Origin of the sequence: Streptomyces angustmyceticus (genome assembly GCF_040701845.1) — a bacterium.
GTDB lineage: Bacteria > Actinomycetota > Actinomycetes > Streptomycetales > Streptomycetaceae > Streptomyces > Streptomyces angustmyceticus_A.
On sequence record NZ_JBFBHQ010000001.1, the window covers coordinates 27,147 to 52,602 of the forward strand.

Consider the following 25,456-nt stretch of genomic DNA (forward strand, 5'->3'; position numbering starts at 1 on the left):
CGAGGGCCGGACACGGACGACTGACGGAGCGGGGGCCGGACACGGACGGTTGGCGGGACGAGGGCCGGACACGGACGACTGACGGAGCGGGGGCCGGACACGGACGGTTGGCGGGACGAGGGCCGGACACGGACGACTGACGGAGCGGGGGCCGAGCTCGGACGGTTGGCGGGACGAGGGCCGGGCGTGGTCAGTCGACGCAGCGGGAACCGGGCACGGACCCACGACGGGACAGGGGCCGGACCCGGACAACTGACGGAGCGGGACCGAACTCGGACAACTGGCGGAGCGGGCCGGGCCCGGATTCGCTGCCGTACCGGAGCCGGAACGCATGCAGGGCGGGACGGGGGCCGGGCCCGGACGCCCGGTGAGACGGAGGACGGCGCGGACACGTGACGGACAGAGGGCAGGCCCGTACGGCCGACGAAGCGGGAGCCAGGCGCGGACGCGTGACGGGACGGAAGCCGGGCCCCGCACCCACAGGGCGGAAAGCCACGCCCCGACGCCCAGCCCCAGCCGAGCCGCATCCCGACGGACGCCGGACGGGACGGAGGCCGGCCCCGGACCGGCCGACGGAGCGGGAGCCCGGCGCGGACGCCCGGCGATACGGAGGCCGACGGGCCGGAGGCCAGCGCGAACGCACGACGGGACGAAACCCGAGCCCCGCACCGCCCGCCCCACTCGCACCGCTCGCACCGGCAGGACGGAAGCCACCCCCGGATGCCCGGCCGAGCCGCACCCTGACCGAACGCCCGACGGGAAGGGATGCCAGGCCCTGACGCACGCAAGGACGGAGACCACGCCCGAACCCCCTGCCGAGCCGAAGCCGAACCGGATACCCGACAGGACGGGCAGGACGGGGCCGGCACCGGACGCCCGACCGAGCCGGCCCCGCCCGGCCCCGGAGCCCGTCACGCTCAGCCGGCCCCGCCGCCCCCTACTCCCCTATCGCTCCCCCTACCCCCGCCCGCAGGACACGGTCCGGGCGGATCGGCAGGTTCCGGTGGCGTACCCCGGTCGCGTGCCAGACCGCGTTGGCGACGGCCGCCGCGGCGCCCACGATGCCGATCTCGCCGATGCCCTTGATTCCTACGGGGTCGTCCTCGTCCGGGTCGTCCACCCAGTCCGCTTCGATGAGCGGTACGTCGGCGTTCGCGGCGAAGTGGTAGCCCGCGAGGTCGGCGCCGACATGGCCGCCCGAGGCCGGGTCCCTGACCGCCTCCTCGTGCAGCGCCATGGACAGGCCCCAGATCATTCCGCCGATGAACTGACTGCGGGCGGTCAGCGGGTTGATGATCCGGCCCGCGGCGAAGACGCCGAGCATCCGCCGTACGCGCACCTCGCCGCTGGTGACATCCACCGCCACTTCCGCGAACTGCGCCCCGTAGGAGTGCCGTTCCTTCTGTGCCAGCGCACCGATGGCCGCACCGGTGTCCGCCCGTGCCGTGATCCCCTGTGGTGGGATCTCCCCGCTCAGGGCGAGCTGTTCCTTCAGCTCGTCCACCGCAGCCGTGATCGCCCAGGCCCAGGAGCGGGTGCCCATGGAACCGCCGGCCACCATCGCCGGACCGAAGTCGCTATCCGCGATCTTCATGTGGATGCGTGCCGGCTCCACCTCCAGCGCGTCCGCGGCGATCAGGGTCAGCGCGGTCCGCGCCCCGGTCCCGACGTCCGCCGCGGTGATCCGGACGGTGAACGTGCCGTCCGGCTCGGCCGTCACGGCCGCCGTGGAGGGGGCGGCTCCCGAGGGAAAGGTGGCCGCGGCCGTGCCGGTCCCGAGCAGCCAGCGCCCTTCGCGGCGGGTGCCGGGACGTGGGTCGCGGTCCGCCCAGCCGAACCGTTCGGCGCCCTTCTGGAAACAGGCGAGCACATTGCGGCTGCTGAACGGCAGGCCGGAGAGCGGCCCCACGACCGGCTCGTTGCGCGCCCGCAGCGCGATCGGATCCATGCCGCACTTCTCGGCCAGTTCGTCGAGCGCGGACTCCAGGGCGAACGAGCCCGGTGCCTTGCCCGGCGCACGCATCCAGCTCGGCGTCGGCACATCGAGCGGGACCACACGGTCGACCGTGTGGTGCGCGTCCGCGTCGTACATCACCCGCCCGAACTGCGCGCTCCGCTCGACGAATTCATGGATCGTCGAGGTGACGCACTCCGCCTGGTGGTCGAAGGCACGCAGCCGCCCGTCGGGGTCGGCGCCGAGCCTGACCCGCTGCACCGTGGGGCTCCGATAGCCCACCACCGAGAACATCTGACGCCGGGTCAATACCACCCGGACCGGCCGGTGGAGGACGGTCGCCGCCATGGCGGCGAGCACCACATGCGGACGGGTCGCCTTGGCCCCGAAGGCGCCCCCGACGTGCTCGGACCGCACCCGTACCGAGGCGGGGTCGAGCGAGAACAGCTTCGCCAGTTCCTCCGACACGAACCTGCTGCCCTGGTTGGAGTCGACGACTTCGAGCCGGCCGCTGTCCCAGCGCGCCATCGCGGCATGCGGCTCCAACGGGCTGTGGTGCTCTTCCGGCGTGGTGTACTCCGCATCCACGACCACGGCGGACGCGGCGAGTTCGCTCGCCAGATCCCCCTTCTCCGTCTCCGTCGGCGCGGCGGGGGAACCACCAGGTGTGTGCACCCCGGGCCGCCCGCCGGAGAACGCGACGTCGTGCGGCTCCGCGTCGTACCGGACGACCAGCGTCTCGGCGGCCTCCCGGGCCTGCTCGGAGGTCTCGGCGACGACCAGCGCCACCGGCCAGCCGGCGTGCGGCACACGGTCGTGCTGGAAGACCTGGAGGATCGGGTCGGCCGCCCCGAAGGGCCCGGTGTAGTCGCCATTGACCCGCGGCGCGTTGCCGTGGTGCAGGACGGCGAGGACACCGGGCATGGCCAGTACGGGTTCGGACTCCACGGAGCGGATACGGCCCCGGGCGATGGTGGACAGCACCAGCCAGCCGTGGGCGAGTCCGGCGAAGGGGATCTCCCCCGCGTAGCGCGCCGCGCCGGTGACCTTGTCGCGACCCTCCAGGCGGGTATGGGCGGTGCCGGAGGCCCTCGTCGGCGGGACGGTCCTGGTGGTCGTGGTCATCGGGCACCCTCCTCGGCGAGTTCGGCCAACACCGCCACGACGAGGTTGCGCATCAGTGTCACCTTGTATCCGTTGTGGGGCAGCGTCTCCGCGGCCGACAGTTCGGCATCCGCGGCGGCGGCGAAGGCGTCGGCGCTCGCCGGCCCCCCGATCAGCGCCCGCTCGGCTTCCCGGGCCCGCCACGGCCGGGACGCCACCGCCCCGAAGGCGAGTCGGACGTCACTGACCATGCCGTCCCGGACATCGAGAGCAGCGGCGATCGAGCCGATCGCGAAGGCGTACGAGGCGCGCTCGCGCACCTTCCGGTAGCGGGAGCGCGCAGCGACCGGCGCCGGCGGCAGGGCGATGCCGGTGATCAGCGCCCCGGACGGCAACGCCGTCTCCAGGTGCGGGGTCTCCCCCACGGGAAGATAGAACTCCGCCAGCGGCACCTCCCCCGGGCCGTCCGCCGTCTCGTACTCGACGACGGCGTCGAAGGCGCTGAGCGCCACCCCCATGTCCGACGGGTGCACGGCCACACAGTGTGCGGAGGCACCGAGGATCGCATGGTTGTGGTGTTCGCCCTCGACGGCGGGACAGCCGCTGCCGGGATCCCGTTTGTTGCACGGCTTGCTCGTGTCGGTGAAGTAGCCGCAGCGGGTGCGCTGCAGGAGATTCCCGCCGACCGTGGCCATGTTGCGCAGCTGCCCCGAGGCGCCGGCCAGGACCGCCTGCGCCAACGCCGGGTAATGGCGCCGCACTTCGGGATGCGCGGCCAGCTCACTGTTGGTGACCGTCGCCCCGATCCGCAGCCCCCCGCCGCCCCGCGCCTCGATCCGGTCGAGGGGAAGCTCCCGTACGTCGATGAGCTGCGAGGGCCGTTCCACCCCGCCCTTCATCAGATCGACGAGATTGGTCCCACCGCCGAGACAGCGCGCCTTGGGGTCGGAGCCGAGCAGCGCAACCGCACCGGAAACATCAAAGACGCGTTGATAACCGAACTCCCTCATACCGCCATCCCCACGCCCTCCGTGCCCTCCGTGTCATCGGCGCCGCCCGCGCCGTGCGTACCGCCCGCACCGTGCGCAGCGCCTGCGCCATGCGCACCGCCCGCACTCGCCGTGCTGCCCGCGCCGTTCACAGCCGCCGCGTCCTCTGCGCCGCCCGTGCCCGCCACGCCGTCCACGCCACCGGCCCCGGCGCTCCCGGAGGGACCGCCTTCCGGCCCCGGAGCAGCAGGGGCCGGTCTCGCACCGGCCTCCTCCTCCGCCGCCCGCGCGACCGCCTGCACGATCGACACATAGGCGCCGCAGCGGCACAGGTTGCCGCTCATCCGCTCCCGGATCTCATCGGCGGTGAGCGCGGGCACCCCGGCCTCGGGCCGTATGTCGGCGGTGACGGCGCTCGGCCAGCCCGCCGCATGCTCCTCGATCACCGCGATCGCCGAACAGATCTGGCCCGGTGTGCAGTAGCCGCACTGGTAGCCGTCCAGATCGAGGAACGCCTGCTGCACCGGATGCAGCCGCTCGCCCTCCGCCACGCCCTCGATGGTGGTGATCACCCGCCCCTCCGCGGCAACCGCGAGCTGCAGGCAGGCGACGGACCGGCGCCCGTCGATCAGCACCGTACAAGCCCCGCACTGGCCGTGGTCGCAGCCCTTTTTGCTGCCCGTCAGGTCGAGATGCTCGCGCAGCGCGTCGAGCAGAGTGGTGCGGTGGTCGACGGGCAGCGTGTGCTTCTCGCCGTTGACGTTCAGGGTGATGACGCTGGACGTCGATAGGGCCATGTTCAGCCTTCTTTCGCGGGTGTGAGGACGCGGCGGGCGTGGGCGCGCGCGGGCCCGGCAGCCGACGTGGGTCCGGCCCGGACGTCGAAGTTTCCTGTCGCGCGGGAGCGAGAGCGCCGGACGCAAGGCCCCCGGAGAGAGCTCGGAAGACGGATCTCGGAAGACGGATAGGGAGAAGGCGATGTGGTGGGCAACGGCGTCAGCTCGGGCGCCGACGTCACGGGCGCTGGAAAGTAAGCAGGTCATGGTGGCCACCGGTCATCCACATCGGCTGAATCTGCCGCTATGGTGGACCTAATCGGACAGCTGTCCGTTACCTGAAGAACTTACCGGACACCTGTCCGGTTAGCAAGGCCCGGCCCACCGCGCATTCCGAAAGGAGGACGAGTGCAGCACAACAAGGACGCACCCCTGCGCTCGGACGCGCAACGGAATCGCGAGCGCATCCTGGAAGTGGCGCTGGAGGAGCTCACCCGCTCCGCCGACGCCCCGCTGAGTTCCATCGCGAAGAAGGCATGCGTCGGACAGGGGACCTTCTACCGCCACTTCCCCAACCGCGAGTCGCTGGTCCTGGAGGTCTACCGCTACGAGGTCCAGCAAGTCGCCGACACCGCGGCCCAGTTGCTGGAGACCCGCCCACCCGACGAGGCCCTGCGGGAGTGGATGGACCGCCTGGCCCAGTACGCCATGGCCAAGGCCGGCCTGGCCGACGCCATGCGCCGCGCCACCAGCAAACAGAACGCCCTGGCCGGCCTGGGCCACGGCCCCGTCACCTCTGCCGTCACCCTCCTCCTCAACGCCAACGAGGAAGCCGGCACCATCCGCCCCGGAGTCACCCCCGACGACTTCGTCCTCGCCATCGCCGGCCTCTGGCAACTCGACCCCCACACCCACTGGCAATCCCGCGCCGAACGCCTCCTGAACCTCGTCATGGACGGCCTTCGCGCGGGGGCTCCCGCCGGACGAGCGAACCGCTGACGGACCTCCGGCGCCCCCGGAAGAGCCCGCTCCGCCCATCGACAGGCGGAGCCGGTACGAGCCCGGGCCGAGCCTGGGGCTCTTGACTGCCGGGCCGAGGGGCGCGTGGCTGTTCGATGCGTCCGCCCCGATCAGGACGACTGCGGACGGCCGCATCCGCGAGCCCGGTGCCGACACCGCCCGAAGAGCAAGACCACGCGCACGCCCTCCACGCCGAGCGAAGCCGAACCCGGGGTGGCAGCCCCCCGTTACCCGCCCCCGCGCACCCCTCTCACCCGCAGCGCCGGGTGCCCCAGGATGCCCAAAACGCCCACCGTTCCAAGCATCCCTCAACATCTAAATCCAGACATCAACCAACACCTCACCCCTTAGCCTCACAAGCTCAACTGCCATACGTAGAGGCATTAAGCCGACTTGCCCCATCCCGCACGGCGCACCATTTTCGGACACACGCCCCAAATCCCGTTTGTCTGAGTGCCTTCCGCCCCCTACCTTGTGGCGCGATCACGAGGCAAGGGCAGCAGGCAAGTGCCTCGGTCGGGGGAGGGTGCGTCAGATGACGAAGAAGGCGATCACGGGGTTCGCCATCGCAGCAGCGGCGTCGAGGGGAGGATCGTCGGCCTTCGCGCCTCTTCACGGGCCGCTGACCAGCGACTGGCGGAAGCCCCGCGGTGGGTCAGCCCGGTGATCAACCGGTTCGAGGGGCAGCGGGCCCCTGCCCTTCCCGCTCACTCCTCCCCTGCCCCGGAGTTCCTGTGCTGCAGCCGCAAGGTCGCACCGCTGGGCGCGCTCACCGGACAACGGCGGGTCCGCTACTCGACTGCGGCCCGGACACTCCTCGTGCCGGTGCCGGCCTCGGCCGCCATCAGCGTGATCGCCGCGGGCCGGCTGGCAGCCCGGCAAGAAAGCGCGGCGTACCACATCGAGTTGTCGGACAACGTCCTGGCCACTACGGCCGGTGCACCGGCCGTGCTGGCTCTTCTCACCTGGTGGTGGGGCGCACGTGCGGCCGTTCGGCAGTCGAGCCCATGGCGTCCCTATGTCGCATGACATATCCCTGCGTCAGGGCCGGAACCGTCCGGATGGCGTCGAGGCGTTCAGCCAGGCAGGCATGCCCCGCTCGACCCGGCCGGCCAATGGGGGAACCGTGCGGCTCGGTCGCATGGCCATCTGTGCCGGTCCGGCCGCCCTCGCCCTCGTCCTCGGGCTGTGGGGCATCACGCGCGAGCACAGTATGTGGCGGGACGAGGCGGCGACCTGGCAAGCGGCGCATCGATCGCTGGCCGAGATAGGGCACCTGGTCAGCAATGTCGACGTGGTCCATGGCTTGTACTACGCCGTGATGCACGGGTTGTTCGCCCTCTTCGGGGACAGCCTGATCACGCTGCGACTGCCCTCGGTACTCGCCACCGCCGGTGCGTGCGCACTGACGGCACTGACCGGCGCTCGGCTCTCAGGGCGCTGGGTGGGGATCGGCGCAGGGCTCGCCCTCCCGGTCGTTCCTGCCGTCCAGGAGTACGCGCAGGAGGGCCGGTCCTACGCCCTTGTCCTCGCCTTCGTGGCGCTCGCGACCTGTGTCCTGGTGAGCGCCCTTGAGCAGCCGAGCCCCCGGCGATGGGCCGGGTATGCGGCGGCGCTGCTGGTCGCCGCGCTGCTCAATTGGTTCTCGCTGCTCGCGCTCATCGCCCACACGGTCACCATGGTGTGTGCCCGCCCTGGCCGGGCCAGAAGCATCGGGTGGGCGCTCGCCGCCGCTGGGGCTGTGGCCGGGGCCCTGCCGGTGGTGCTGATCAGCCGGGCTCAGGCCGAACAGGTTTCGTGGATCAAGCCGCTCGGGTGGCCGACCGTGCTCGGTGTGGTGATCACCGTGACGATCGGCGCTCTCTGCGCGCGCATGCCGCACGCGCGCCCGCCGAAGAGTGCGAGGAGGGAGGGGCCGCACGCGCGCGTGAGCCTCGCAGCCGTCGCGCTCCCGCTGTGTGCGGTACCGCAGATCGGCCTGGCTGTGGCCTCCCTCATCAAACCCCTCTACATCACCCGCTACGTCCTGTTCGCATACCTGGGCCTCGCGCTCCTCATCGGAGCCCTGTTGGTCACCATCACGGCGCGCATCAGGGCACACCCCCGCCTGCTGCTGCCCGCGGTCCTCGCCATGGCCCTTCTGACGCTGCTCCCCACCGAGCTGCGGCTGCGTACCGCCCCGAGCCGCGTCGATGACGTATTGACCGCAGCGTCCCTCGTCGGCCACGCGCGCCACACCGCCGACGGTGTGCTCTACATTCCCGCCGCACGTCGCGACACCGCCCTCGTCTCCCCCCACGAGTTCGCCGGCCTGCGGGACCTGGCCCTGGCCCAGAGCCCGGTGGAGTCAGGCACATTGAAGGGCACGGAGGCAGGCCTGAGCGACATAGCACGAGCCCTTCTGAGTGCGCAGCGCATAGTCCTCGTCACCGATCCCGGACCGCGTCAAGCCGACTCAGCACGTGACCGCGTCAAGCAACGCACCCTCGACGAGCACTTCGTGCTCCGCTCGGACAGCGTCGAGCGGGGCCGCCGGGTGAGCGTCTACGAACGAGTGAAGTGACCCAGGCCGGAAGCAAGTACGCGGATCGTGACGCTACGAGAATCCGCGAACACACCGGCCCCGTAAGACCCGAAACCTCGCGATGCTCAATGCCGACCTTCTCGCGCATGCGCCCACCGAGGTAGCCGCCTGCGCTCCCTTCCGGGCGGGGCAGGTCCGCGATGTCGAGGACCTCCCCCGCTCAGGAGCATGGGAGTACGCCCACCTGCTGTGGTCGGCCGACGGCGCCTGGGAACTGCTGCTCCGACAGGTCCAGGCGAGGCCGGCGTTCTAGTCACCCCGGCACAGGTCCCGAACCACGGCCCGTTGCTGGAAGCCCGCCGACTTGTAGGTGGCGACGGCGGCGACGTTGGAGCTCGGGGTGCAGACGAGCGCGCTCGACGAGCCCAGTTCCTGGAGCGCGGCCGCCGCGGCGACGGTGATCGACTTGCCGTAGCCGTGACGGCGATGCTCCCGGTGGACACCCATCGGTTCGAGCAACCCGGGCCTGCCCGGACCGGCCGACCACACCGTCACCGCGGCCACCGCGTTGTCCTTGTCGTCGTACGCAACCAGGCACCGGGCGTCGGCGAACGGCGATCCGGCCGCCATCGTGTGCCAGCGCTCGTCGGTGAACCGCGACCTGTCGAACGCTGCCCGCTGTACGGCGGCGAACACGTGCGCCTGCTCCGGCCCGGCCACCTCGATCCGCACGCCCGGGTCCTCCACCGGCTCCGTGAGGTCGCGGCGGAGCGGCGTCCACGGATCGGTGGCGTTCCAGCCGTCCTGGAACAGCAGATCCTGGACCAGCGCACCCCTCGGCGCGTCGATGTTCACCCGCCCCTCGGGCAGTACGCCGCGCCCGGGCTCGGTCACGTCCGCGACCACCTGCTGCGCCAGCCTCTCGTCCCGCTGAGCGTCCGGCGCGATCGTCAGCCGTAACAGCCCGGGGCTGTCCAGCAGCCCGACGGCGACAATCCGTCCGTCCCGGCTCCACGTCCTGACCGCCGCGGCGGTCGCTTCCGCACCCAACCGCCAGAACCAGCCCAGGTCCCCCGGATGCAGTTGCATCGGTGCCCCTTCGTACTGCCACTCCCGCAGCACGCCCTCGGCCTGGCTCAGCCCGTCGACTCCCGGCGTGCCCAACACAATTGCCATACCACTGATGACACACCACCGCACCGACGGTCCGCACCCGGTTTCCGGCCCGCCGACCGGCCGGTGAGGTACGTGTGATGCGGGTCTGAGGACTCGGGAGATCGCGGCGGGTCCCGGCGGCCCTTCTCCACCGAGCAGCCGAGTCGTCACGCTCTGCCGGTCGCACGTCACGGTCCTGTAATTCAGCCATCCGGGCCTCAACGCGCGGGGCGCTGACGGCATCTCACCTCGCAGCAACGACATGAGGAGTTCGAGATGCTTCGTCAGCGTTTATCTCTGGTCGCCGTTCCGGTCGAGGCCGTCCCCCTGCCCCTGACTGTTGCCGGTTACCAAGCCGTTGCGGCCACGGCGCCGGGCGCGGCCGGCACGGGAGAGTCCGGTGGAGCGGCCACGGCGGCGGCCCCGTTCAAGCGGGCGAACCCGGCCTCCGCCAAGGCCCGGCACTCCGACATCGGCGATCCCGGCGAGGCCCAGCAGCTCCGGATCGCCCACTACGGCGGTGACACCTCCCCGGGCCTCGCGATCCTCATCAACTCCGGTGACGGAGGGCTGGACCGGGACGTGCGCCTGACGAAGCCGGGCAGCGGTCCGGGGAACTTCGACCACGACCTGCAGGTGAAGTACGGCGAGTTCGGCACCACATCCGAGCCGCCGGCCATGCCCGGCGACGGCTGGAAGCACTTCCACAAGCCCTGCTCCTGACCACAACCGGGCGCCGACGACCCGCCGGGCAACGGCGGTGCCCGGCGCCGGAGCGGGCCGGAAACACACGGGTGAGGTGCCGCCCTCGGCCCCGGTCCGCCCCGTGACGTCCACGAAGAGCCGAAAGAAGCGCCCTGACCGTTGCACTGCAATCAGTCGGAGCCGTGCTGCCCAGCGGGCCATCTCCACACCCCTACGGCCCACGGCTCGACGAAAGGAGCTGTTCCGAATGGTGCGTCGAGTTCGTGTACTGCTGCTGTCCGTCCTCCTGCTGGTGACGGGCGTGGTGATGTCGTCCGCTCCGGCCTCCGCCGTCATCGGCGGGTCGAAGAGCACCTACGGCCCATGGGCGGTGCGCATGCTCGTCGACGGCAAACCGGAGTGCACCGGGACGGCGGTCACACGCGAGTGGATCCTCAGCGCCTCGCACTGCTTCTTCGAGCAGGCACAGCCGATCGCCGACGAGCGGATCTCGTTCCGGGTCGGCAACCTCGACATGCGGAAGGGCACCACCGTCCATCCGGTACCCGGTCAGCGCGCGGGAAGCGCGCACGCCGACATGATGCTCATCAAGGTCCCGCCGATGGAGATCCGTACGGCACCCCTGGCCACGGCCCCGGTCGATCCCGGCCGGATCGTGCGGCAGTACGGGTGGGGTGCCACCTGCACCGGGGACGAGAACACCTGCCAGTCCCCCGTGCTCAAGCAGTCGGACCTGCGCGTCGTACGGCCGGACGACCCCCGGTGCGACGGCTACACCGCACCGGGCGGCTCGGACTTCTGCATGGAAAAGGTGTCCGGGATTCCCGCCGGCGGCGACTCCGGCGGCCCGGTGATGAGCATCGCCCCACGGGGCACCGAAACCCTCCTCGGCGTCTTTGACGGCTCCGACCGGGAGCACATCGCCCAGGCCGGCGAGATCTCCCAGCAACTCGCCTGGATCCGCTCGGTTACGCAGCGGTAGCACGAGCGTCGGCAGGAGTGGATGCCGCCGACGGGCGTCGGCGGCTGGCTGGCTGGCTGGCTGGCTGGCTGGCTGGAGCAGGGAATGCGGAGCTTGCGCCTGGCCTACGGACTGCCTGCCGCTCCCCTCCGCCCGGACCACCGTCCCAAGTGCCTTCGCATCACCCACGCAGCCCGAGCACCGGGCGCCCGTCTGCTCCGGCGTGGCGAACGCCGGGCCGGGCGCACCGACAAGACGGCCCAGGGCCGACCTGCCGCCGAACTCCTCCCCTACACCCGCCCCAACACGGTGTCCACGAAGGCCGCCAGTCGATCCCTCATCCCCCGGGGGCTCATGCCCTCCACCCCAGCCAGATGCTCCACCAGGTCGGCACGGGTGGCCGCCAGCAGGGCATGCGCGGTGAAGTCGGCGTCGTCGCCCCTGCCAGGAAGCCGGCTCAGAGCGTCCCGGAGGATGCCGTGCCACCAGGCGTAGTGCGCCGCCTGGTACGGGCTGCCGCTGCCGGCCTCCTCCAGGGCGAGCGAGAGGTGCCGGTTGTCGAGCTTGAACCGCAGGAGCGCGTCGAGCACGGCCGGCACCCGCTCGCGCGGCGGGGCGGCGGGGCCGAGTGGCGCGGGGCCGGCCTCCACGGCCGCCCGCAGCGGCTCGATCCGGGACTCGAAGACCGCCCCGATCAGGCCGGTGCGGTCGCCGAAACGACGGAAGAGGGTGCCCTTGCCGACGCCGGCCGCCGCCGCGACGTCGTCCATCGACACGCCGCGCGGGCTCTCGCTGCGCGCGAAGAGCTCGTCGGCCGCGGCCAGGACCGCCTCCCGGTTGCGGAGCGCGTCAGCGCGGGCGGCCTTGCGTTCGGCCATGGGAAGCCTCCCCTTTACGAAGCGGACCGGCAGTCCGTATAGTCCGTGACAGCCAAGCGGACCACCGGTCCGCATTCTCCGCAGTCTAGAGGCGAGGCATTCCCATGCGCGACACCGACCCCGCGAAGCTCTTCCGCCACGGCTTGCAGCTGTTGCTGGACAAGGACATGGACGGCTGGGTGAACCTGTGCGACGACCGGGCGGTCTTCGAGTTCCCCTTCGCCCCGGCCGGCTACCCCGCACGGCTCGACGGCAAGGCGGCGATCGCCGCCTACCTGCGCGACTACCCCGACCACATCGACCTCCAGGACTTCCCCCATCTGAAGATCCACCGGACCGACGCCCCGGGCACCCTGGTCGTCGAAATGCGCGCCGTCGGCCGGATCGTGGCGACCGGGGAGCCGTACGAAATGGCCTACGTCGCCGTGGTGACGGTCGTCGACGGACGCATCACGCATTACCGCGACTACTGGAACCCGCTGGCGATCCCGGCGTCCATGAGCGAGGCGAAGGCCGCATGACCGGTCATCACACCGTCCTGGTCACCGGCGCCACCGGTACCACCGGCAGCCGCGTCGTGGCCCGCCTGGCCGCCGGCGGCCACACCGCCGTCGCCGCGAGCCGCCGCACGCCCCTGCCGACGGGCGCCGCCCGGGCGGTCCGCTTCGACTGGTACGACCCCGCCTGCCACGGCGCGGCGCTGTACGGCGCGGACCGGCTGTACCTCGTGCCACCCATCGGGGACCCCGACCCGGCCGCGGTGATGCTGCCCTTCCTCCGGCAGGCGCGGGCGGCCGGAGTGCGCCGGGCGGTCCTGCTCGGTTCGTCGGCCATCCCGGCCGGCGGGCCCGGAGTGGGGCAGGTGCACGCAGCGCTTCCCGGACTGTTCGACGAGTGGGCGGTGCTCCGGCCCTCCTGGTTCATGCAGAACTTCACCGGCGACCACCTGCACGCCGGGAGCATCCGGTCGGAAGGCGTGATCCGCACGGCCACCGGCACAGGTCGCGTCGGCTTCGTCGACGCCGACGACATCGCCGCCGTCGCGGCACGCCTCCTCACGAACGCCTCCGCACCGCCCGCCACCGACCTGGTACTCACCGGCCCGCAGGCACTGAGTCACGACGAGGTCGCCACCCTCTTCACCGAGGCGACCGGCCACCCCGTACGACACCTGCCACTCACCCCCGAGCAGCTGCGCGGCCGACTGTCCGCCACGCTGCCCGAGGGATTCGCCAACCTGCTGACCGACCTGGACCAGGCAATCGCCGCCGGATCCGAGGACCGGGTGACCGACACGGTGGAACGCATCACGGGACGCCCGCCACGTGCCCTCCGTGAGGTGGTGGAGGAGTGGGCCGCTGCCGCCTCGACTGCCCGCCGCAAAAGTTGACCGCGCCCGGACTGGAATTCTCGTTTGCCGGCTCTGATGCGGGGAGGGGCGAGAAATGATGGAAGACCGCGTGCAGACCCGGGTTTCGGCATACGCCATCGTGCGGAAAGACAACCGGCTGCTCCTGGTCCGCTTGTCGGACGCGTCACCGATCTTCGCGCCAGGACTGTGGCACCTGCCGGGCGGAGGAATCGATCCAGGCGAGCAGCCGTTGGAGGCCCTGGCCCGCGAACTCCGGGAGGAGACAGGACTCCAACTGGCTGCTGCCCAGCTGCTCGACGCAAGGACATACGCCGTTCAGCGACACGGGGTGAACTGGAACCTCACCGCCCTGTTCTACGCCGTCAGCCTCACAGCCGGAACACCGGCCGTGGCCGAGACCGACGGCTCCACTGACGCGGCGACCTGGATACCCACGACGGACCTGCAGGACTCCATGCTGTCGCCGGCGGCCGCCGATGCCCTTCGCATGCTCGAGTCCGACGACAGGTAGCGGATACGTCCGCCTCCTCTTCCCTCTTCATGCGGAAGAGCTCCAGAAGCGGGACCGCCCAGGTCACTTATTGAGGACGACCTTGCTGGTGACCGCCGGGGACCCGACCGCGGCCCGCGCCTTCTTGCCCGGGTTGATGGCGTACTTGAAGTAGAAACCCACCGTGGCCTTGCCGGTCTTGTGGCCGACCTGCACCGGGAACACGCAGGTCCCCGACAGCCCGTAGACCTTCTTCGCCTTGTGCGGGTGCGCCTTGCTGCCCACCTTGGAGTGCCACTGGTAGCCCACCGGGATCGACGGGTGGGAGTCGTGGTACTTCCCGTTCAGGCCCTTGGCCGTGCACTTCATCGGGCCGCGGGCGATGGCCTTCAGCTTCTTGTTCGTGACCTTCCACGACCAGGGCATCGGGTAGTACTTGGGGTACTTGCCCTTCAGGTCGACCTGGGCATGCAGGACCCCCGCCTTCCGCTTCGCCTTGGGTGTCACGTAGCCCTGGTGCTTGGGAGTGAATACGGTGGTCTTCTGCGCCTTCACATTCGCCGGGGCGGCCTCGGCCGCACCCAGACCTCCCATGGCCACCATGACCACCACGCCGGACGCCACAGCCGTACGGCCCAGGCGGTTCGTCTTCCTGGGAGCAGCGGCCTGCTTGCCGGCCGAGCGTATCGTCGTGATCTGCAAGGTGTCTCCATTCCTGTTACGGGAAAGAGGCGTTGACGCTCTTTCCGAGGTGTGCTGACAATGTGTGGTTCTTGCAAGGGAAAGAAATGTTATGGGGGAGTCATCACTAGCCATCCGGTTCACGGAACCGTTCAGTCGTGGGACGACGAGGAGGGATGGGGTGTCCTGACCTCACCCGACATTCCGGGCGAGATCTGGGCCCACTTCTCCGCCGTATACGCGAAACCAGGCGCGTTCGCCTCCCTGAACCCCGGAGAGAGCGTCCTGTTCACCTGGGAGGAATTTCCACAGGACGGCTACTCCTACCGGGCAGTTCACGTACGTCGCCCCAGCGACCCGGAGACCGACTGGGAATCCGAACAGGACGACGAAGACGTGGACGACCTGTCAGACGTCTCCATCGAACTCGACCCGGAATGACAACAGCAGCCCCCCTCGAACCTTCCGGCCCCGGACAACGAACATAGGGGCGAGGGGGCCGAGTTGGTAGATCCCTAAAGGTCAATGACCAAAAGGGAGGGCAGTCGGGGGTCGCCTGCATTCCGCTGGAAAGGGACGCAGGCGGCCCCCGGACCTATGCGGCTTGCGGCTTCCGCCAGCCCGACGGAAGAGGGAAACCTTCCGGTACGCAGGATTCGGGTCCTCACCCAACGACTCGGGCCCGAGAAACCGCCAGAACCACCCGGACCGCCACCAGCACGCATGAGGGCCTGCTCGACGCCCTGATCACACCAGCCGCAGCGAGAACGTCTCCACTGCCGGCCATTCGAGGTGTCCTCATGCGACAGACCGCGTTCGCTGTCAGCAGGCGTTTCTCTGATTGCCTGAGGAGCGGTGGCGGTAACCAGGAGCGCGGGCCGAGGAAACGGCTTTGCGTCCTGTGCGATCGGCGTGGATGCTGTCGCGCCGGAGGTACTGAAGGTGATCAACGTCGTGTTGAAGCTGTCGGTCCGTGACTTGGCGCATGCGGACCTGGCGTCGTGTGGGTGGGCCGGCTCGGACCATCACCTGGCAAACGTCGCCGCGCAGTTGGAACGAGCCGGCAACGGTGAGGTCGACTACCTTGCGGTCTGCCCTGCGACCAACATCCCTGTGGCGAAGGGCGGCGTCGACTACCAGGTCAAGGAGGGCGTCGGCACCTTGTGGCAGCTGGCAGTCCACCCCGCCTTGCAGTCATGCGGGATCGGCACGTTCCTTGTCGAAGCCGCAGAACTGCGGATCAGGAACCGCGGTCTGCGGCAGGCCGAGCTGGCTGTGGAGGAAAGCAACCCCCGGGCACACGCACTGTATGAACGACTGGGATACGTCGTGTACGACCGTCGGCCGGACGCCTGGAACGAGCAAGCCCCTGATGGATCGTTGCGCCGCTACGAAACCATGTGCACGTTGATGCGGAAAGAGCTCGCGTAGGCGCGGGAGGCAGGAAACGCCCTCCGCATCACGCCTCCTCTCGAAATCCAGTGGTCATGGTGACTGCAGGCCAGAAGAATCCGTGTTCATGACCTTACTGACCCACTGGCCGCTTACGGGCCTGCGGTTGACCACACCGCGTCTCGAGCTGCGATGGCCGAACCTCGATGATCTCGCTGAATTGGCTTCGCTGGCGGCCGAGGGTGTGCATGACCCGGCGGTGCAGCCGTTCACCGTGGCATGGACCGATGCCGAGCCCGAGCAGCGTGCTCGGAGCGTCCTGCAGTACCACTGGCGCTGCTGGGGCGCGTGGCGGCCGGAGAACTGGGAGCTGAACCTGGCGGTCGTGCGGGACGGCGCTGTCGTCGGAACGCAGGGCATCAGTGCCCGGGATTTTCCGGTCCGTCGTGAAGTAGGCACTGGCTCCTGGCTGGGCAGGAGCCACCACCGCCAGGGCCTGGGTACTGAGATGCGCGCGGCAATCCTCCACCTGGCCTTTGCCGGACTCGGTGCACACCATGCCGTTTCAGGAGCGTATGAGGACAACACGGCCTCGCTGGAGGTTTCCCGCAAACTTGGCTATCGCGAGGACGGCATGGAACGTCATGCCGTACGCGCCGAACCCGCCGTGATGCGCAGGCTCCGCCTTACTGCTGAACAGTGGCGGCAACACCAACTGGTGCCGGTGAAGATGGACGGGTTGCCGGAGTGCCTACCGTGGTTCGGCCTTGACTAGGTACGTGTGCAGTGCCTAGGCGTGGCGGTTGCGGCGACGGGAGCCGGCGACGGTGAACTGCCGCGGTGGCCTCGATGGGGGTGGGCCCACGATGTGTAGGTCGGGGTAAAGCGCAGCCGATATCGCCGGTCCAGGACTGCGGACTACGGCAGATATCACTAATCACGACGAGGCCCGACGAGGCACGACGAGGCACGATGAGCGGCACTCCGGTTCATGCGTGCCCGTTCACCTCGACCGGTAGTCGGTAGCCACGGGAGAGCAGCTTCGGAGCGGGGCGGACCTGCATACCCACCAGCCGGAGCGAGTGGCTGGCCGGCATCAAGCGCTTGGTGTTGATCTGGCAGAGGCAGGCCATTCACGGATTCCGCAACGCGTACGCTCGGTACGGCGCGGCGGTTCCGTCCTCGGCGGGTCGGTCGGATGGGCCGGTGCGGGTGAACTCCGCTTGGGCCAGGTCGGGGCCGGATGCGGGGTGGCGGGGTGGCGCAAGGACGCCCTCGCTCACTCCCTCGCTCGCACTCGACCGAAGCCTGGGCCTGGGCCTGGGCCTGGGCCGATCGGTCGGCAGGATGTCCGTTGCCGACCTCCTCATCCGGCGCCAAGAAATGTCTCATCCGGCGTCCTGGCCAACTGACGGCTCACTGCGCGTGTTTGCGGGTCGTTCTCTCATCGCAGCGCCGTGAGGGAAACGAGGCTCCTGGCGACTGCCCGGCAGCTGAGGTGACCAGAGCCTCCGACGCTCAAGGGGGCACCGGCTGTTCTTGGCCTGGAGTGGGCGGCGGAGGCCGAGGCGGCATGAGCACCGTCGGGAGCAGCGGCGACGGTAGGACAGTTCAGCCAGCACCACGCCCCGGCGCACCTGGCGCCGGGGCGCTCTGGGCGCCGGGGCGCTCTTCCGAGAAGCGCCTCGGTGCGCGGCCGTGGACGGTGGTCCGGCCGGCTGGCTGCCCACGGCCCCGCTGCCGACTCAGCGGACGTGGACCGTCACCACGTCAGAGGCGTGCAGGCGCACGGGATGCTGGTCGTGTGGGCTGGTCAGGCCGTACAGCACCGCACGGAACTGCAGGTCGCCGCGGCGCGCGGAGGTGCCGCTTGCCGTGACCTGCGCGTCGCCCTCGACCGCGGCACTGCACTTCTCCTGGTGCCACCCTCCGCCGAAGCCCTTCTCCTCCAGGCACAGCTGATGCAGGTAGCCGGCGCTGTCATCGCCACCGTGCGCCTTGACCGTGATGGTCTTGCCGACCTGAGCCGTGCCCCGCGCCGTGATGTCCACGCCGCCTTTGGCGAACGCCGGCCCAGCGGCCAGAGCCACTGAGGCCAGACCCAGCGCACCGATCACCGCCACACGGCCGCCCCGCGTCTTGCCCCCGGTCTTCTTCGTCCTGGTCATGGACTTCCCCTCCCACGGATCCCCCACTTGGTGGGGCCCGCCCCTTCGCGAAGACGCCCAGTGCGCCTCGCCGAATATCCAGATGAGCCGCCCACCCCGTGCGTTGCCTCTCGCCCGGCACCGTTACAAATTCCCGATATAGCCTGCTAACCAGATGCTGATCCCACCAACAGATGTCAAATCGCTTCTTGGTAGCGGTAGTTCGTCGACCCGAGCCCTCCCGTTTTCGCATCACAAACAGCCGGAAAGGGGCACGGGCACCGTCCAGCGGCCGCTCTGGACGACCTTTTCGGCCGCCTCAGGTGACAGCTCATAGACACGCGCGGTAAGCCCGTTCTGGCCCCTGGCACGGCACCCTTCACGCTTACGGCATGCCGTCGCGCAGCGTCCATCGCTGCCCACCCACCCGCGCACCTGGGCGCATTGAGGGCGCCCAGAAGCTCACGCACCGTCTGAACAGGCTCCTCAGCGCCCACACCACGAGTGCCGAAGGGGCACGCCTTCGCGCGACTGCGGGGCATGGGACCGAGGGCACCGGGCCAGGGAGGCCGCGGTCACCGGAGGAAGCGCGGCTCATCTCTCCTCGTCATCAAGCAGGGCGGGGCGCACAGGCAGGCCGGGCCGCGCACTCGTACCTGCAACTACCGGACTACGCCGGGACACTGCGACGCCCCGGCCTGTCCTCATCCCTCCCCCGCCCGCCTCGACACCACCACGAGCACCAGGACGACCGTCATCAGCAGCTACCACGGACGCCGGCCTGGTCAGGAGTCTCAGCGGGCTGCGCCTCGGTGACGATGGCGAGTTCACCATTCCGGGACAGCCCGGGACGCCCTGCCGGGCACTGCCGCTCAAGGGTGGAACAGTCGAGGAGAACGGGGAGAGGAACAGTCAAGGGGAACACGGGGTCAAGCTGCTGTTGCGGTGCTATCAGGGCCTGGCCGACCGACGGGCTTGCTGACCCTGGTCAGTTCATCCCCTCGGATCGGCCACCCCCGTTTCGAAGGCCAGGACGACCGCCTGGGTGCGATTGCCGACCCCCAACTTGGCCAGCACATTGCCCACATGGGTCTTCACGGTCTCCAGGCTCACCACCATCCGGGCGGCGATGTCCTGGTTGGACAGCCCGCGTGCCATGAGACGCAGCGTCTCTGTCTCACGGCCGGTGAGCGCGGTGGTCACGGAGGCGTCTCGTCGAACGGGCCGGCCCGCGGCCATCCGGCGGACCGCGTCCGGGAACAGCACCGAGTCACCGGTCGCCACCAACCGGATGGCGTGCGCAATCTGCTGTGACGGGGCCCGCTTGCGGATGAACCCGCTGGCCCCGGCCCGCAGGGCGTCCCAGACGTACTCGTCATTCTCGAACGTGGTGATCACTACGACCTTCGGTGGGTCGGACAGCGCCCGCAGCCGCCGGGTGGCCTCGATCCCGTCCACCCGCGGCATGCGCACATCCATCAGCACCACGTCCGGTCGGAGCCGGGTCACCGCGGCAACCACCTCGGCGCCGTCGTCGGCTTCGCCCACCACGTCCAGGTCGGGCTTGGCCGACAGCAGCGTCCGCAGACCGGTGCGGGTCAGTTCGTCATCGTCCACGACGAGCACGGTCACGGGCGGGTCCGCGTCCAGGCCCGGCGCTGTGGAGGCGTTCATGACACCGACCGTAGCGGTATCCGGACCCGGAGCCGCCATCGACTTTCCCCCGCGTCCCGACCGCCCAGGTCATTGCCACAGCCGCCACAGTCCCTGCCGTCCGCGTGGCCCCCGCCGTCGCCGTCGCAGCAGCCTCTGCCGCCGCCGCAGCCGCTCTCCACGACCCCGGCGTGCGACGTTCCCCGCAGCAGCCGCACCCGGTCCCCGATCCCCTGCACCCCCTGTCCCCCGGTCCGCTGCCGGGCAGGTCCCCCCGTACCGACCGGATTGGTCAGCTCCAGCTCCAGCCACCCACCCCGCACCGTCGTCCGCAGCCGGATCCCGGCTTTCCCCCCGTGCCGCAGGGCGTTGGTCAGGCCCTCCTGGACGACCCGGTACGCCTCCCGCGACACCGTGGCCGGCACCTGAGCCAGGTCACCCTCAACCTGCACTGCCAATTCCGCGCCGGCTCCACGAACACGCTCCACCAGCGGACCGAGGTCCTCGAGGGTCGGCCGGGGCACTGTGGACGGCCGTTCCTCACGCAGCATCCCGAGCACGTGATCGAGATCGTCCATGGCGGCTCGCGATGTCTCCTCAATGCTGTTCAGGGCGCGCCTGGCGCCCGCCGGGTCACTGTCCATCAGCTCCACCGCCACCGCTGCCTGGATCGTGGACGCCGTCAGGGTGTGGCCGATCGAATCGTGCAACTCCTGTGCCAGCCGGTTCCGTTGCGCCAGCAGGTTCATCCGCTCCTCGGCGGCGGCCAGCCGCTCGCCGGGCCGGTGGCCCAGGAGCACCGCCGCAAGCCCTCGAAGCAGCACCGCACCGCCGAAGGTGACCCCCGCCGCAAGCACCAGGCATCCCACTGCCGGCAGCAACGCCCACATCCCCCGCCAGCCCTCCCCGATCCACAGGGACAGCCCGAAGACGGTCATGCGCTCCTCACCGCCCAGCCAGACCGAGGGGAACGCAACGGCGCCGAAAACGGCCAGGCAGGAGACCGCCGTGACCACCCCACCGAGCACCATGTGGGGCACCAGCCACACCGCGGTGCGCAACCGGTTCACCCAGCGCGGTCCCGTCGTGTCCACCGGCTCGGGCAGACCGGCCCCCAGCAACCCGTTGGCCAGCCACACACTCGCGCGCCTGGCCGACAGAGGCGCGCCCATGGCCACGGTCACCACGGCGAACGCACACACGAAGCCCAGCACACGGAGCCCCGTCGGCCACGTCGGTGGCGCGCACAACAGCGCCGCCGTCAGCGGCGGCAGGCTCAAGGCCGCGCCGAGGGCCGCATACACCCAGTCCCGGAACCCGGTCCCGCACGAAAGCGGGCGAATTAATTTGTCCACGGCCGGACCGTACCCCGGCGCCGCACCCGGTCGCCTCCCCCGAAAGGGCCAGAACGCACCCCGAAATAGGGGGAATCGGAATTCGCTCTCGACAGCGATACAAACTTTTCCGCCCGATGCGAGAGTGGGAAAGGCAGCCACCGCAGAGGAAACAGCGACGGCGAGAGGAAATCACCCACAGGCCCACCACGCCGAACGCGGGGAGCGGAACCCCCGGCCCGAAAACCACGAAAGGCAAAAGTCAGTGCTCACCAACCATGAAAAATCCGTCACCCGCAAAGGTGTGACGGTCTTCCTCCTCATCTCCTTCGCCGGAACCTGGCTCTGGCTGCTGTTCGCGCGAGCAGGCCTGGGTCTGTCCGCGCTCCATCCTCTCCTGCAGCTACCCGGCTTCTGTATGCCCGGAATCGCCGCAGTGGTGGTCCGCCGCTGGATCACAAACGAAGGCTTCGCCGACGCCGGACTGAAACTCCACCTCAAGACGGCCTGGCGCTACTACGGTGTGGCCTGGCTGGGCCCGCCGCTCATCGCGGCAGCCACCCTCACCCTCGCCGCTGCGCTCGGCCTGTGGACCCCGGACCTGTCCGGCCCGGGCGGCTTACCCGGAACAAAAGAACTGGTGACCGTCCTCGGCCTCATGATGGTGGCCCTCATTCTCACCCCTCTCTACTCGGGCGAGGAATTCGGCTGGACCAGCTACCTCAGGCCACGCCTATTCGGCGGCCGCCCGGTGCCCTCCACCATCGCCACGGGGCTGATATGGACGGCGTGGCACTTTCCACTGGCCGTCATCGGCTACGTCGAGTTCACGAACCTGGCGATCGGCCTGGCGGTGTGGGCCCTCTCCTTCCAGCTCCAGGAGATCATTCTCATGTGGCTGTACCAGCGCAGCGGCAGCGTCTGGGTCGCGAGTCTGGCCCACGCCGGCAACAACATGGTCCTCTTCCTGATCCTCGGCGAAACCCTGGACGGGAGGAGAGGCCTGGGCACAGTCACTCCCATGCTGCTGGCCCTCGCCCCCATGGCCGTCATCTGCCTGTTGCTCCTCGGCACCCGAAGACTGACCCGCAAAACGCCGGCCCCCGGCCCCGCTGCTCGCACGGCATATTGCCGGAACGGACTGAGGAGGTAACGCGAAGTACTCCGTGGGAGCGTCCACAGCCTGCAGTGGAACCGAACGCCACCACCACACCAGCCATGACCACACCGATCACGACAGCCGCACAGAAGCCGACGGCTGCGAAGCCGACGGCACCGATCCCGAACCCGGTCACGCTCGCTGAACCAGCGTCACGGTGCCCGTCCGGGTTCTCCTGACCATCCACGTCGCCACTGCAGACGCGATACCAACGGTGACCTTCGCCGGAGGGGCTGGCTCCGCAGAAAGCTGGCACCCGGCCGACCCGAGTGGCAACCAGCGGGCATCGAAGGTCCGTAGTCCTCGGCCGGGACGAATGGCACGCCACCGGACTGGGCGTACCCAGCGACATCGGCGCCCTCCGGCAGAAGGTCGCCTCATCGAACGGCCAGACACCGACCTCAACACGCAGCTCGCCGACGAAACAAAGACTTGGAAGCTGACCGTGCCACCAACCGGGGCAAACAGCCCAGCTCAACAGCAGCCCTCGTCCTGTTACTGTCTGGGCAAGAATTGCCCAGGGGGCGGGATGGCGGATCAGCTCGAGTTCGATTGGCAGCTCAGCGGTAGCGGCTGGGCAACGTGCCGCATCGCCGACGCGTCTGCTGAAGCAAAGTACGTAGTCAGCTACTGCACCGATCCCTTGGCCGATCTCATCAATGGGCTAGCAGGCATGTACCGGCCGGAACCGGTCGAGCGGGTCTCCTTCGACCTTGAACCCGTCGAGATCAGGTGGGTGCTTCGTGGCGTCGCTACAGGTGTCGAAGTCTCGATCTACAGGTTCCCCGATATATCCGCGAGTTTCGCCGCTCCCGACGCCGACGGCACCCTCTCGTGGCGTACGTCCCAGCGTCGATGCAGCCTGGTACACGCCGTGGTCGAAGCCGCTCAGACAGTGCTGCGGGAGCATGGCGAGGCCGGCTACAAGGCCCGGTGGGTACGGTTTCCGTTCCCGGCCGCTGCCCTTCAACGTCTCCGGCAACTGCACCTGCTGGACGACAAGTGCGACCAACTGCACGACCTCTCCACGCCGTAGGCCGAAGGGCCCTCTCTCTTGATAGCCAATAGCCGCACGAACCCGTCGTGGAGGTGTCGCCGTCCGAGGTCGCCTCGCCTCGATCGCCACAATTGGCCAGCGCCCCGGCAGCCGGTGATCCAGGGACTCCAGGTCGCAGAGGCTCTCCGGCTCGCGGGCATCCGATCCCCGTAGTGGACCCAGCTCGCGGGCGATCCGATCCCGTAGGTGATGTGGCGGGCGTCGGCAATCAGCCTCGTCACGGTCCGCATGAAGCTCGCGCCGTCGGGACCCCGCCCCAACTAGGCAGGGGCACCTTGCGTTCTGCGCGCCAGAGCTCCATCCAGGGCCGACAGGCGTCTCCCTGGTTCGGATCGAGCCACCTACTCCACCGCGTACAGCAGGTTGTACTCGGCGCCTTCCGCCCTGAAGCGCAGACAGCGCTCACCAGGTGTATCCGTGATCCACTGCTCCCCGAGCCTGCCGTCCCCGGCTGTTCCGCCAGCCTCCCCGAGAGAAACGGCGATCGTTCCCGTGAAGTCGCAGTCGTACTTGACGGTGTACATCCGGTCTCCCACCACCGTCCCGTTCCACACGGTGCCACGATTCTGGACCACAAGCCTCGGCTCGTCGAAGCCGCGCCAGCCCTCAGTCGTGACGCACTTGAGCTTCTCCAGATAGAGCTTGGCCATACCGTCCCCTGTGAAGGATCCTTCTCGACACTTCACATCCTGCCGAGCCTCAATAAACGATCACTAAACGAATGAACGCGGTGTGCCGACGGTGGCTGCCGATGATCCAGCGGTGAGCGCCGTCGGCCAACACCGCGGCAGGTCCCGTGGGTCCGACACCGCGTCGGAGGAGGTCGCGCCAGCCGGTCGAGCCCCCGGTTCGTTCGTGGTCGTCCACTCGGCGAGCTCCACGGCCGTGGAGCGGGTCAGGCTGGAGCGTCCGCCGGGCGAGGCCACCGGCGCCGATGTGGTCGCCGCGCCCTTCGACTACCACATCGGGCGGGACGCGCTCGTGCGGTTCCCGGCGGCACCGTCGAGATCCACGACCACCGGCCGGGCCGCTGACGCAGCGCCGCACCCTCTCCCCGGCTGACACCCGCGGGCAGCCCCGGCTGCGTGCCCCGGGCAACGTGTGCCAGCGACAGCGGCAGAGCCAGCGGGAGCGCCGCAGGTCCCAGCCGTCGCCGCACGGATCAGGGGCTGGACGGGAACTATTCGACGGGCGCAGCGGACTTATGGAGCAAGCCAGCGCCACTCCCGAAGTGTGATGAGGGGTCGGACTTGACGAACGCGCGCAACCTCGTGCCGCTCATGAGCTCCTCGAGGCGACACGCATGCGGCCCGCAGAGGGCCATCCCAGCGCGCCGTCGCTCGCTGCCGACCGCCGCCGGCTTGACCGGAGGTCGGGCGAGTGATGAGGAGATGGGCCACTGCAATACAGGCACCTGCTCAAACCGTCAGCCACGACCGCTGAACTCGGTTCGTTCGGGATATTCGCAGTGCCCGCAGCACCCGCGGGCACTTCACCAGCCAAGGAGAAAAGCCAATGTCTTTACGTGTTCAGATCCTCATGTACGACGGGGTGGAGGAGCAGGACTTCATCGGGCCGCGTGACGTTCTCGGGCATGCCGAGCGGGCGGGTGGCCAGGTACAAACGACACTGGTGCGGCCATCGGCTCCCGGCGAGGTGACGTGCTTCTTCGGCACCCACGTCACGGTGCCGACCGCGTGGGAACCTGCCAACACCGATCTTCTGATCGTGCCGGGCGGCGACGACCAGTTGATCAAGAGTCCGGAGGTCCTACGGGACCTCGTGCGGGCACAGCAGTCCGGGGTCGTCGTCGCCGGTGTCTGCACAGGAGTCATGGTGCTGTCCGCAGCAGGCTTGACCAAGGGCCGTCCGTGCACGACACACCACCTCGCCAAGGCCGAGCTGGCCGCCCAGGGAGGCAAGGTGATCGACGCACGAGTCGTCGACGACGGGAACCTGGTGACCGCGGGCGGTGTCACCAGCGGAATCGATCTGGCGCTCTGGATGATCACCCGCGAGTGCGGGCCCTCCCTCGCCCTCAGCGTCGAGTCCATCATGGAATACGAGCAGCGCGGCGTCGTCTGGCGAAGCTCCTGATCGCCATG

General features: G+C 69.6%; 25 protein-coding genes and 1 pseudogene. 16 read left to right on the forward strand and 10 right to left on the reverse strand.

From position 1 onward, the window contains the following. Positions 1 to 937: 937 nt before the first annotated feature. From AB0411_RS00150 to AB0411_RS00160, 3 genes and pseudogenes are all read right to left on the reverse strand, one after another. On the reverse strand, positions 938 to 3,079 hold the full coding sequence (locus tag AB0411_RS00150) for a xanthine dehydrogenase family protein molybdopterin-binding subunit (protein ID WP_366414893.1): 2,142 nt from the start codon (positions 3,077 to 3,079) through the stop codon (positions 938 to 940). After that, entirely contained in the window at positions 3,076 to 4,068 is a 993-nt protein-coding gene (locus tag AB0411_RS00155) for an FAD binding domain-containing protein (RefSeq protein WP_366414894.1), read from the reverse strand. The genes AB0411_RS00150 and AB0411_RS00155 overlap by 4 nt, the downstream gene beginning before the upstream one ends. A gap of 236 nt (positions 4,069 to 4,304) precedes the next feature. After that, a pseudogene (locus AB0411_RS00160) lies at positions 4,305 to 4,844 on the reverse strand (2Fe-2S iron-sulfur cluster-binding protein); the annotation flags it as partial. A gap of 387 nt (positions 4,845 to 5,231) precedes the next feature. Here AB0411_RS00160 and AB0411_RS00165 point away from each other — a divergent pair. The 4 genes from AB0411_RS00165 to AB0411_RS00180 all read left to right on the forward strand — a co-directional run bounded on the left by AB0411_RS00165 (position 5,232) and on the right by AB0411_RS00180 (position 8,680). Next, the gene (locus AB0411_RS00165; protein ID WP_366414895.1) at positions 5,232 to 5,822 is read left to right on the forward strand and encodes a TetR/AcrR family transcriptional regulator; all 591 of its coding nucleotides are present in this window, start codon (positions 5,232 to 5,234) and stop codon (positions 5,820 to 5,822) included. A gap of 684 nt (positions 5,823 to 6,506) precedes the next feature. Next, positions 6,507 to 6,872: a hypothetical protein gene (locus AB0411_RS00170; protein WP_366414896.1), complete on the forward strand. Its 366-nt coding sequence runs from the start codon at positions 6,507 to 6,509 to the stop codon at positions 6,870 to 6,872. Beyond that, the gene (locus AB0411_RS00175; RefSeq protein ID WP_366414897.1) at positions 6,862 to 8,406 is read left to right on the forward strand and encodes a glycosyltransferase family 39 protein; all 1,545 of its coding nucleotides are present in this window, start codon (positions 6,862 to 6,864) and stop codon (positions 8,404 to 8,406) included. Before AB0411_RS00170 ends, AB0411_RS00175 begins: the two co-directional genes overlap by 11 nt. Before the next feature lie 82 nt (positions 8,407 to 8,488). Then, positions 8,489 to 8,680 (forward strand): hypothetical protein, encoded by a 192-nt coding sequence (locus AB0411_RS00180; protein ID WP_366414898.1) that lies wholly within the window; start codon positions 8,489 to 8,491, stop codon positions 8,678 to 8,680. Here the strand turns inward: AB0411_RS00180 and AB0411_RS00185 are convergent. Then, complete coding sequence (locus AB0411_RS00185; RefSeq protein ID WP_366414899.1) at positions 8,677 to 9,543, reverse strand: GNAT family N-acetyltransferase; 867 nt, start codon at positions 9,541 to 9,543, stop codon at positions 8,677 to 8,679. The two genes, AB0411_RS00180 and AB0411_RS00185, sit on opposite strands and share 4 nt — an antisense overlap. A gap of 255 nt (positions 9,544 to 9,798) precedes the next feature. Here AB0411_RS00185 and AB0411_RS00190 point away from each other — a divergent pair, with 255 nt between their 5' ends. Beyond that, complete coding sequence (locus AB0411_RS00190) at positions 9,799 to 10,245, forward strand: hypothetical protein (protein ID WP_366414900.1); 447 nt, start codon at positions 9,799 to 9,801, stop codon at positions 10,243 to 10,245. A gap of 229 nt (positions 10,246 to 10,474) precedes the next feature. Continuing rightward, positions 10,475 to 11,209, forward strand: coding sequence for a S1 family peptidase (locus tag AB0411_RS00195; protein ID WP_366414901.1), 735 nt, complete (start codon positions 10,475 to 10,477; stop codon positions 11,207 to 11,209). Positions 11,210 to 11,478: 269 nt separating this feature from the next. Here AB0411_RS00195 and AB0411_RS00200 read toward each other — a convergent pair whose 3' ends face one another. Continuing rightward, positions 11,479 to 12,066 carry a TetR/AcrR family transcriptional regulator gene (locus tag AB0411_RS00200; RefSeq protein WP_366414902.1) on the reverse strand — a complete coding sequence of 196 codons (588 nt, stop codon included), beginning with the start codon at positions 12,064 to 12,066 and terminating at the stop codon, positions 11,479 to 11,481. 104 nt (positions 12,067 to 12,170) lie between these two features. Between AB0411_RS00200 and AB0411_RS00205 the strand changes: the two genes are divergently transcribed. Genes AB0411_RS00205 through AB0411_RS00215 form a run of 3 tightly spaced genes read left to right on the forward strand, consistent with a single transcriptional unit; the run spans position 12,171 to position 13,949 of the window. After that, entirely contained in the window at positions 12,171 to 12,587 is a 417-nt protein-coding gene (locus AB0411_RS00205) for a nuclear transport factor 2 family protein (RefSeq protein WP_366414903.1), read from the forward strand. Then, positions 12,584 to 13,456, forward strand: coding sequence for an NAD-dependent epimerase/dehydratase family protein (locus tag AB0411_RS00210; RefSeq protein ID WP_366414905.1), 873 nt, complete (start codon positions 12,584 to 12,586; stop codon positions 13,454 to 13,456). The genes AB0411_RS00205 and AB0411_RS00210 overlap by 4 nt, the downstream gene beginning before the upstream one ends. A 55-nt stretch (positions 13,457 to 13,511) precedes the next feature. Continuing rightward, complete coding sequence (locus tag AB0411_RS00215; protein ID WP_366414907.1) at positions 13,512 to 13,949, forward strand: NUDIX hydrolase; 438 nt, start codon at positions 13,512 to 13,514, stop codon at positions 13,947 to 13,949. A gap of 63 nt (positions 13,950 to 14,012) precedes the next feature. Here the strand turns inward: AB0411_RS00215 and AB0411_RS00220 are convergent, their stop codons facing one another. Continuing rightward, entirely contained in the window at positions 14,013 to 14,630 is a 618-nt protein-coding gene (locus AB0411_RS00220) for a hypothetical protein (RefSeq protein ID WP_366414909.1), read from the reverse strand. 60 nt (positions 14,631 to 14,690) lie between these two features. Here AB0411_RS00220 and AB0411_RS00225 point away from each other — a divergent pair, with 60 nt between their 5' ends. The 3 genes from AB0411_RS00225 (at position 14,691) to AB0411_RS00235 (ending at position 16,776) form a co-directional block, all read left to right on the forward strand. Continuing rightward, on the forward strand, positions 14,691 to 15,050 hold the full coding sequence (locus AB0411_RS00225) for a cold-shock protein (protein ID WP_366414910.1): 360 nt from the start codon (positions 14,691 to 14,693) through the stop codon (positions 15,048 to 15,050). A gap of 501 nt (positions 15,051 to 15,551) precedes the next feature. Beyond that, entirely contained in the window at positions 15,552 to 16,040 is a 489-nt protein-coding gene (locus AB0411_RS00230) for a GNAT family N-acetyltransferase (RefSeq protein WP_366415594.1), read from the forward strand. 88 nt (positions 16,041 to 16,128) lie between these two features. After that, the gene (locus AB0411_RS00235) at positions 16,129 to 16,776 is read left to right on the forward strand and encodes a GNAT family N-acetyltransferase (RefSeq protein ID WP_366414911.1); all 648 of its coding nucleotides are present in this window, start codon (positions 16,129 to 16,131) and stop codon (positions 16,774 to 16,776) included. Positions 16,777 to 17,746: 970 nt separating this feature from the next. Here AB0411_RS00235 and AB0411_RS00240 read toward each other — a convergent pair. From AB0411_RS00240 to AB0411_RS00250, 3 genes are all read right to left on the reverse strand, one after another. Beyond that, positions 17,747 to 18,169 (reverse strand): hypothetical protein, encoded by a 423-nt coding sequence (locus AB0411_RS00240; protein WP_366414912.1) that lies wholly within the window; start codon positions 18,167 to 18,169, stop codon positions 17,747 to 17,749. A gap of 972 nt (positions 18,170 to 19,141) precedes the next feature. Next, on the reverse strand, positions 19,142 to 19,822 hold the full coding sequence (locus AB0411_RS00245) for a response regulator transcription factor (RefSeq protein ID WP_366414913.1): 681 nt from the start codon (positions 19,820 to 19,822) through the stop codon (positions 19,142 to 19,144). Continuing rightward, positions 19,819 to 21,105, reverse strand: a complete 1,287-nt coding sequence (locus AB0411_RS00250; protein ID WP_366414914.1) for a sensor histidine kinase — start codon at positions 21,103 to 21,105, stop codon at positions 19,819 to 19,821. Before AB0411_RS00250 ends, AB0411_RS00245 begins: the two co-directional genes overlap by 4 nt. Positions 21,106 to 21,400: 295 nt before the next feature. On the opposite strand from AB0411_RS00250, the gene AB0411_RS00255 reads away from it, so the two are divergent. After that, positions 21,401 to 22,288 carry a CPBP family intramembrane glutamic endopeptidase gene (locus tag AB0411_RS00255; RefSeq protein ID WP_366414915.1) on the forward strand — a complete coding sequence of 296 codons (888 nt, stop codon included), beginning with the start codon at positions 21,401 to 21,403 and terminating at the stop codon, positions 22,286 to 22,288. A gap of 535 nt (positions 22,289 to 22,823) precedes the next feature. Next, on the forward strand, positions 22,824 to 23,330 hold the full coding sequence (locus AB0411_RS00260; RefSeq protein WP_366414916.1) for a hypothetical protein: 507 nt from the start codon (positions 22,824 to 22,826) through the stop codon (positions 23,328 to 23,330). A 362-nt stretch (positions 23,331 to 23,692) separates the two neighbouring features. On the opposite strand, the gene AB0411_RS00265 is transcribed toward AB0411_RS00260, so the two are convergent. Beyond that, positions 23,693 to 24,001 carry a hypothetical protein gene (locus AB0411_RS00265; RefSeq protein WP_366414917.1) on the reverse strand — a complete coding sequence of 103 codons (309 nt, stop codon included), beginning with the start codon at positions 23,999 to 24,001 and terminating at the stop codon, positions 23,693 to 23,695. A gap of 112 nt (positions 24,002 to 24,113) precedes the next feature. Between AB0411_RS00265 and AB0411_RS00270 the strand changes: the two genes are divergently transcribed. Together AB0411_RS00270 and AB0411_RS00275 are read left to right on the forward strand one after the other, a co-directional pair. After that, complete coding sequence (locus AB0411_RS00270; RefSeq protein ID WP_366414918.1) at positions 24,114 to 24,413, forward strand: hypothetical protein; 300 nt, start codon at positions 24,114 to 24,116, stop codon at positions 24,411 to 24,413. A 453-nt stretch (positions 24,414 to 24,866) separates the two neighbouring features. Next, complete coding sequence (locus AB0411_RS00275; RefSeq protein ID WP_366414920.1) at positions 24,867 to 25,448, forward strand: DJ-1/PfpI family protein; 582 nt, start codon at positions 24,867 to 24,869, stop codon at positions 25,446 to 25,448. The last annotated feature ends 8 nt before the right edge of the window (positions 25,449 to 25,456 follow it).

What these genes read in the sequence shown, in the direction of transcription:
- AB0411_RS00195 (WP_366414901.1), top strand. Translation starts at nt 10,475, where the DNA reads ATGGTGCGTCGAGTTCGTGTACTGCTGCTGTCCGTCCTCCTGCTGGTG.
- AB0411_RS00150 (WP_366414893.1), bottom strand. Translation starts at nt 3,079, where the DNA reads ATGACCACGACCACCAGGACCGTCCCGCCGACGAGGGCCTCCGGCACC.
- AB0411_RS00265 (WP_366414917.1), bottom strand. Translation starts at nt 24,001, where the DNA reads ATGGCCAAGCTCTATCTGGAGAAGCTCAAGTGCGTCACGACTGAGGGC.
- AB0411_RS00180 (WP_366414898.1), top strand. Translation starts at nt 8,489, where the DNA reads ATGCTCAATGCCGACCTTCTCGCGCATGCGCCCACCGAGGTAGCCGCC.
- AB0411_RS00185 (WP_366414899.1), bottom strand. Translation starts at nt 9,543, where the DNA reads ATGGCAATTGTGTTGGGCACGCCGGGAGTCGACGGGCTGAGCCAGGCC.
- AB0411_RS00260 (WP_366414916.1), top strand. Translation starts at nt 22,824, where the DNA reads ATGGCGGATCAGCTCGAGTTCGATTGGCAGCTCAGCGGTAGCGGCTGG.
- AB0411_RS00210 (WP_366414905.1), top strand. Translation starts at nt 12,584, where the DNA reads ATGACCGGTCATCACACCGTCCTGGTCACCGGCGCCACCGGTACCACC.
- AB0411_RS00245 (WP_366414913.1), bottom strand. Translation starts at nt 19,822, where the DNA reads ATGAACGCCTCCACAGCGCCGGGCCTGGACGCGGACCCGCCCGTGACC.
- AB0411_RS00190 (WP_366414900.1), top strand. Translation starts at nt 9,799, where the DNA reads ATGCTTCGTCAGCGTTTATCTCTGGTCGCCGTTCCGGTCGAGGCCGTC.
- AB0411_RS00275 (WP_366414920.1), top strand. Translation starts at nt 24,867, where the DNA reads ATGTCTTTACGTGTTCAGATCCTCATGTACGACGGGGTGGAGGAGCAG.
- AB0411_RS00240 (WP_366414912.1), bottom strand. Translation starts at nt 18,169, where the DNA reads ATGACCAGGACGAAGAAGACCGGGGGCAAGACGCGGGGCGGCCGTGTG.
- AB0411_RS00155 (WP_366414894.1), bottom strand. Translation starts at nt 4,068, where the DNA reads ATGAGGGAGTTCGGTTATCAACGCGTCTTTGATGTTTCCGGTGCGGTT.
- AB0411_RS00205 (WP_366414903.1), top strand. Translation starts at nt 12,171, where the DNA reads ATGCGCGACACCGACCCCGCGAAGCTCTTCCGCCACGGCTTGCAGCTG.
- AB0411_RS00225 (WP_366414910.1), top strand. Translation starts at nt 14,691, where the DNA reads ATGTGTGGTTCTTGCAAGGGAAAGAAATGTTATGGGGGAGTCATCACT.
- AB0411_RS00235 (WP_366414911.1), top strand. Translation starts at nt 16,129, where the DNA reads ATGACCTTACTGACCCACTGGCCGCTTACGGGCCTGCGGTTGACCACA.
- AB0411_RS00175 (WP_366414897.1), top strand. Translation starts at nt 6,862, where the DNA reads ATGTCGCATGACATATCCCTGCGTCAGGGCCGGAACCGTCCGGATGGC.
- AB0411_RS00215 (WP_366414907.1), top strand. Translation starts at nt 13,512, where the DNA reads ATGATGGAAGACCGCGTGCAGACCCGGGTTTCGGCATACGCCATCGTG.
- AB0411_RS00200 (WP_366414902.1), bottom strand. Translation starts at nt 12,066, where the DNA reads ATGGCCGAACGCAAGGCCGCCCGCGCTGACGCGCTCCGCAACCGGGAG.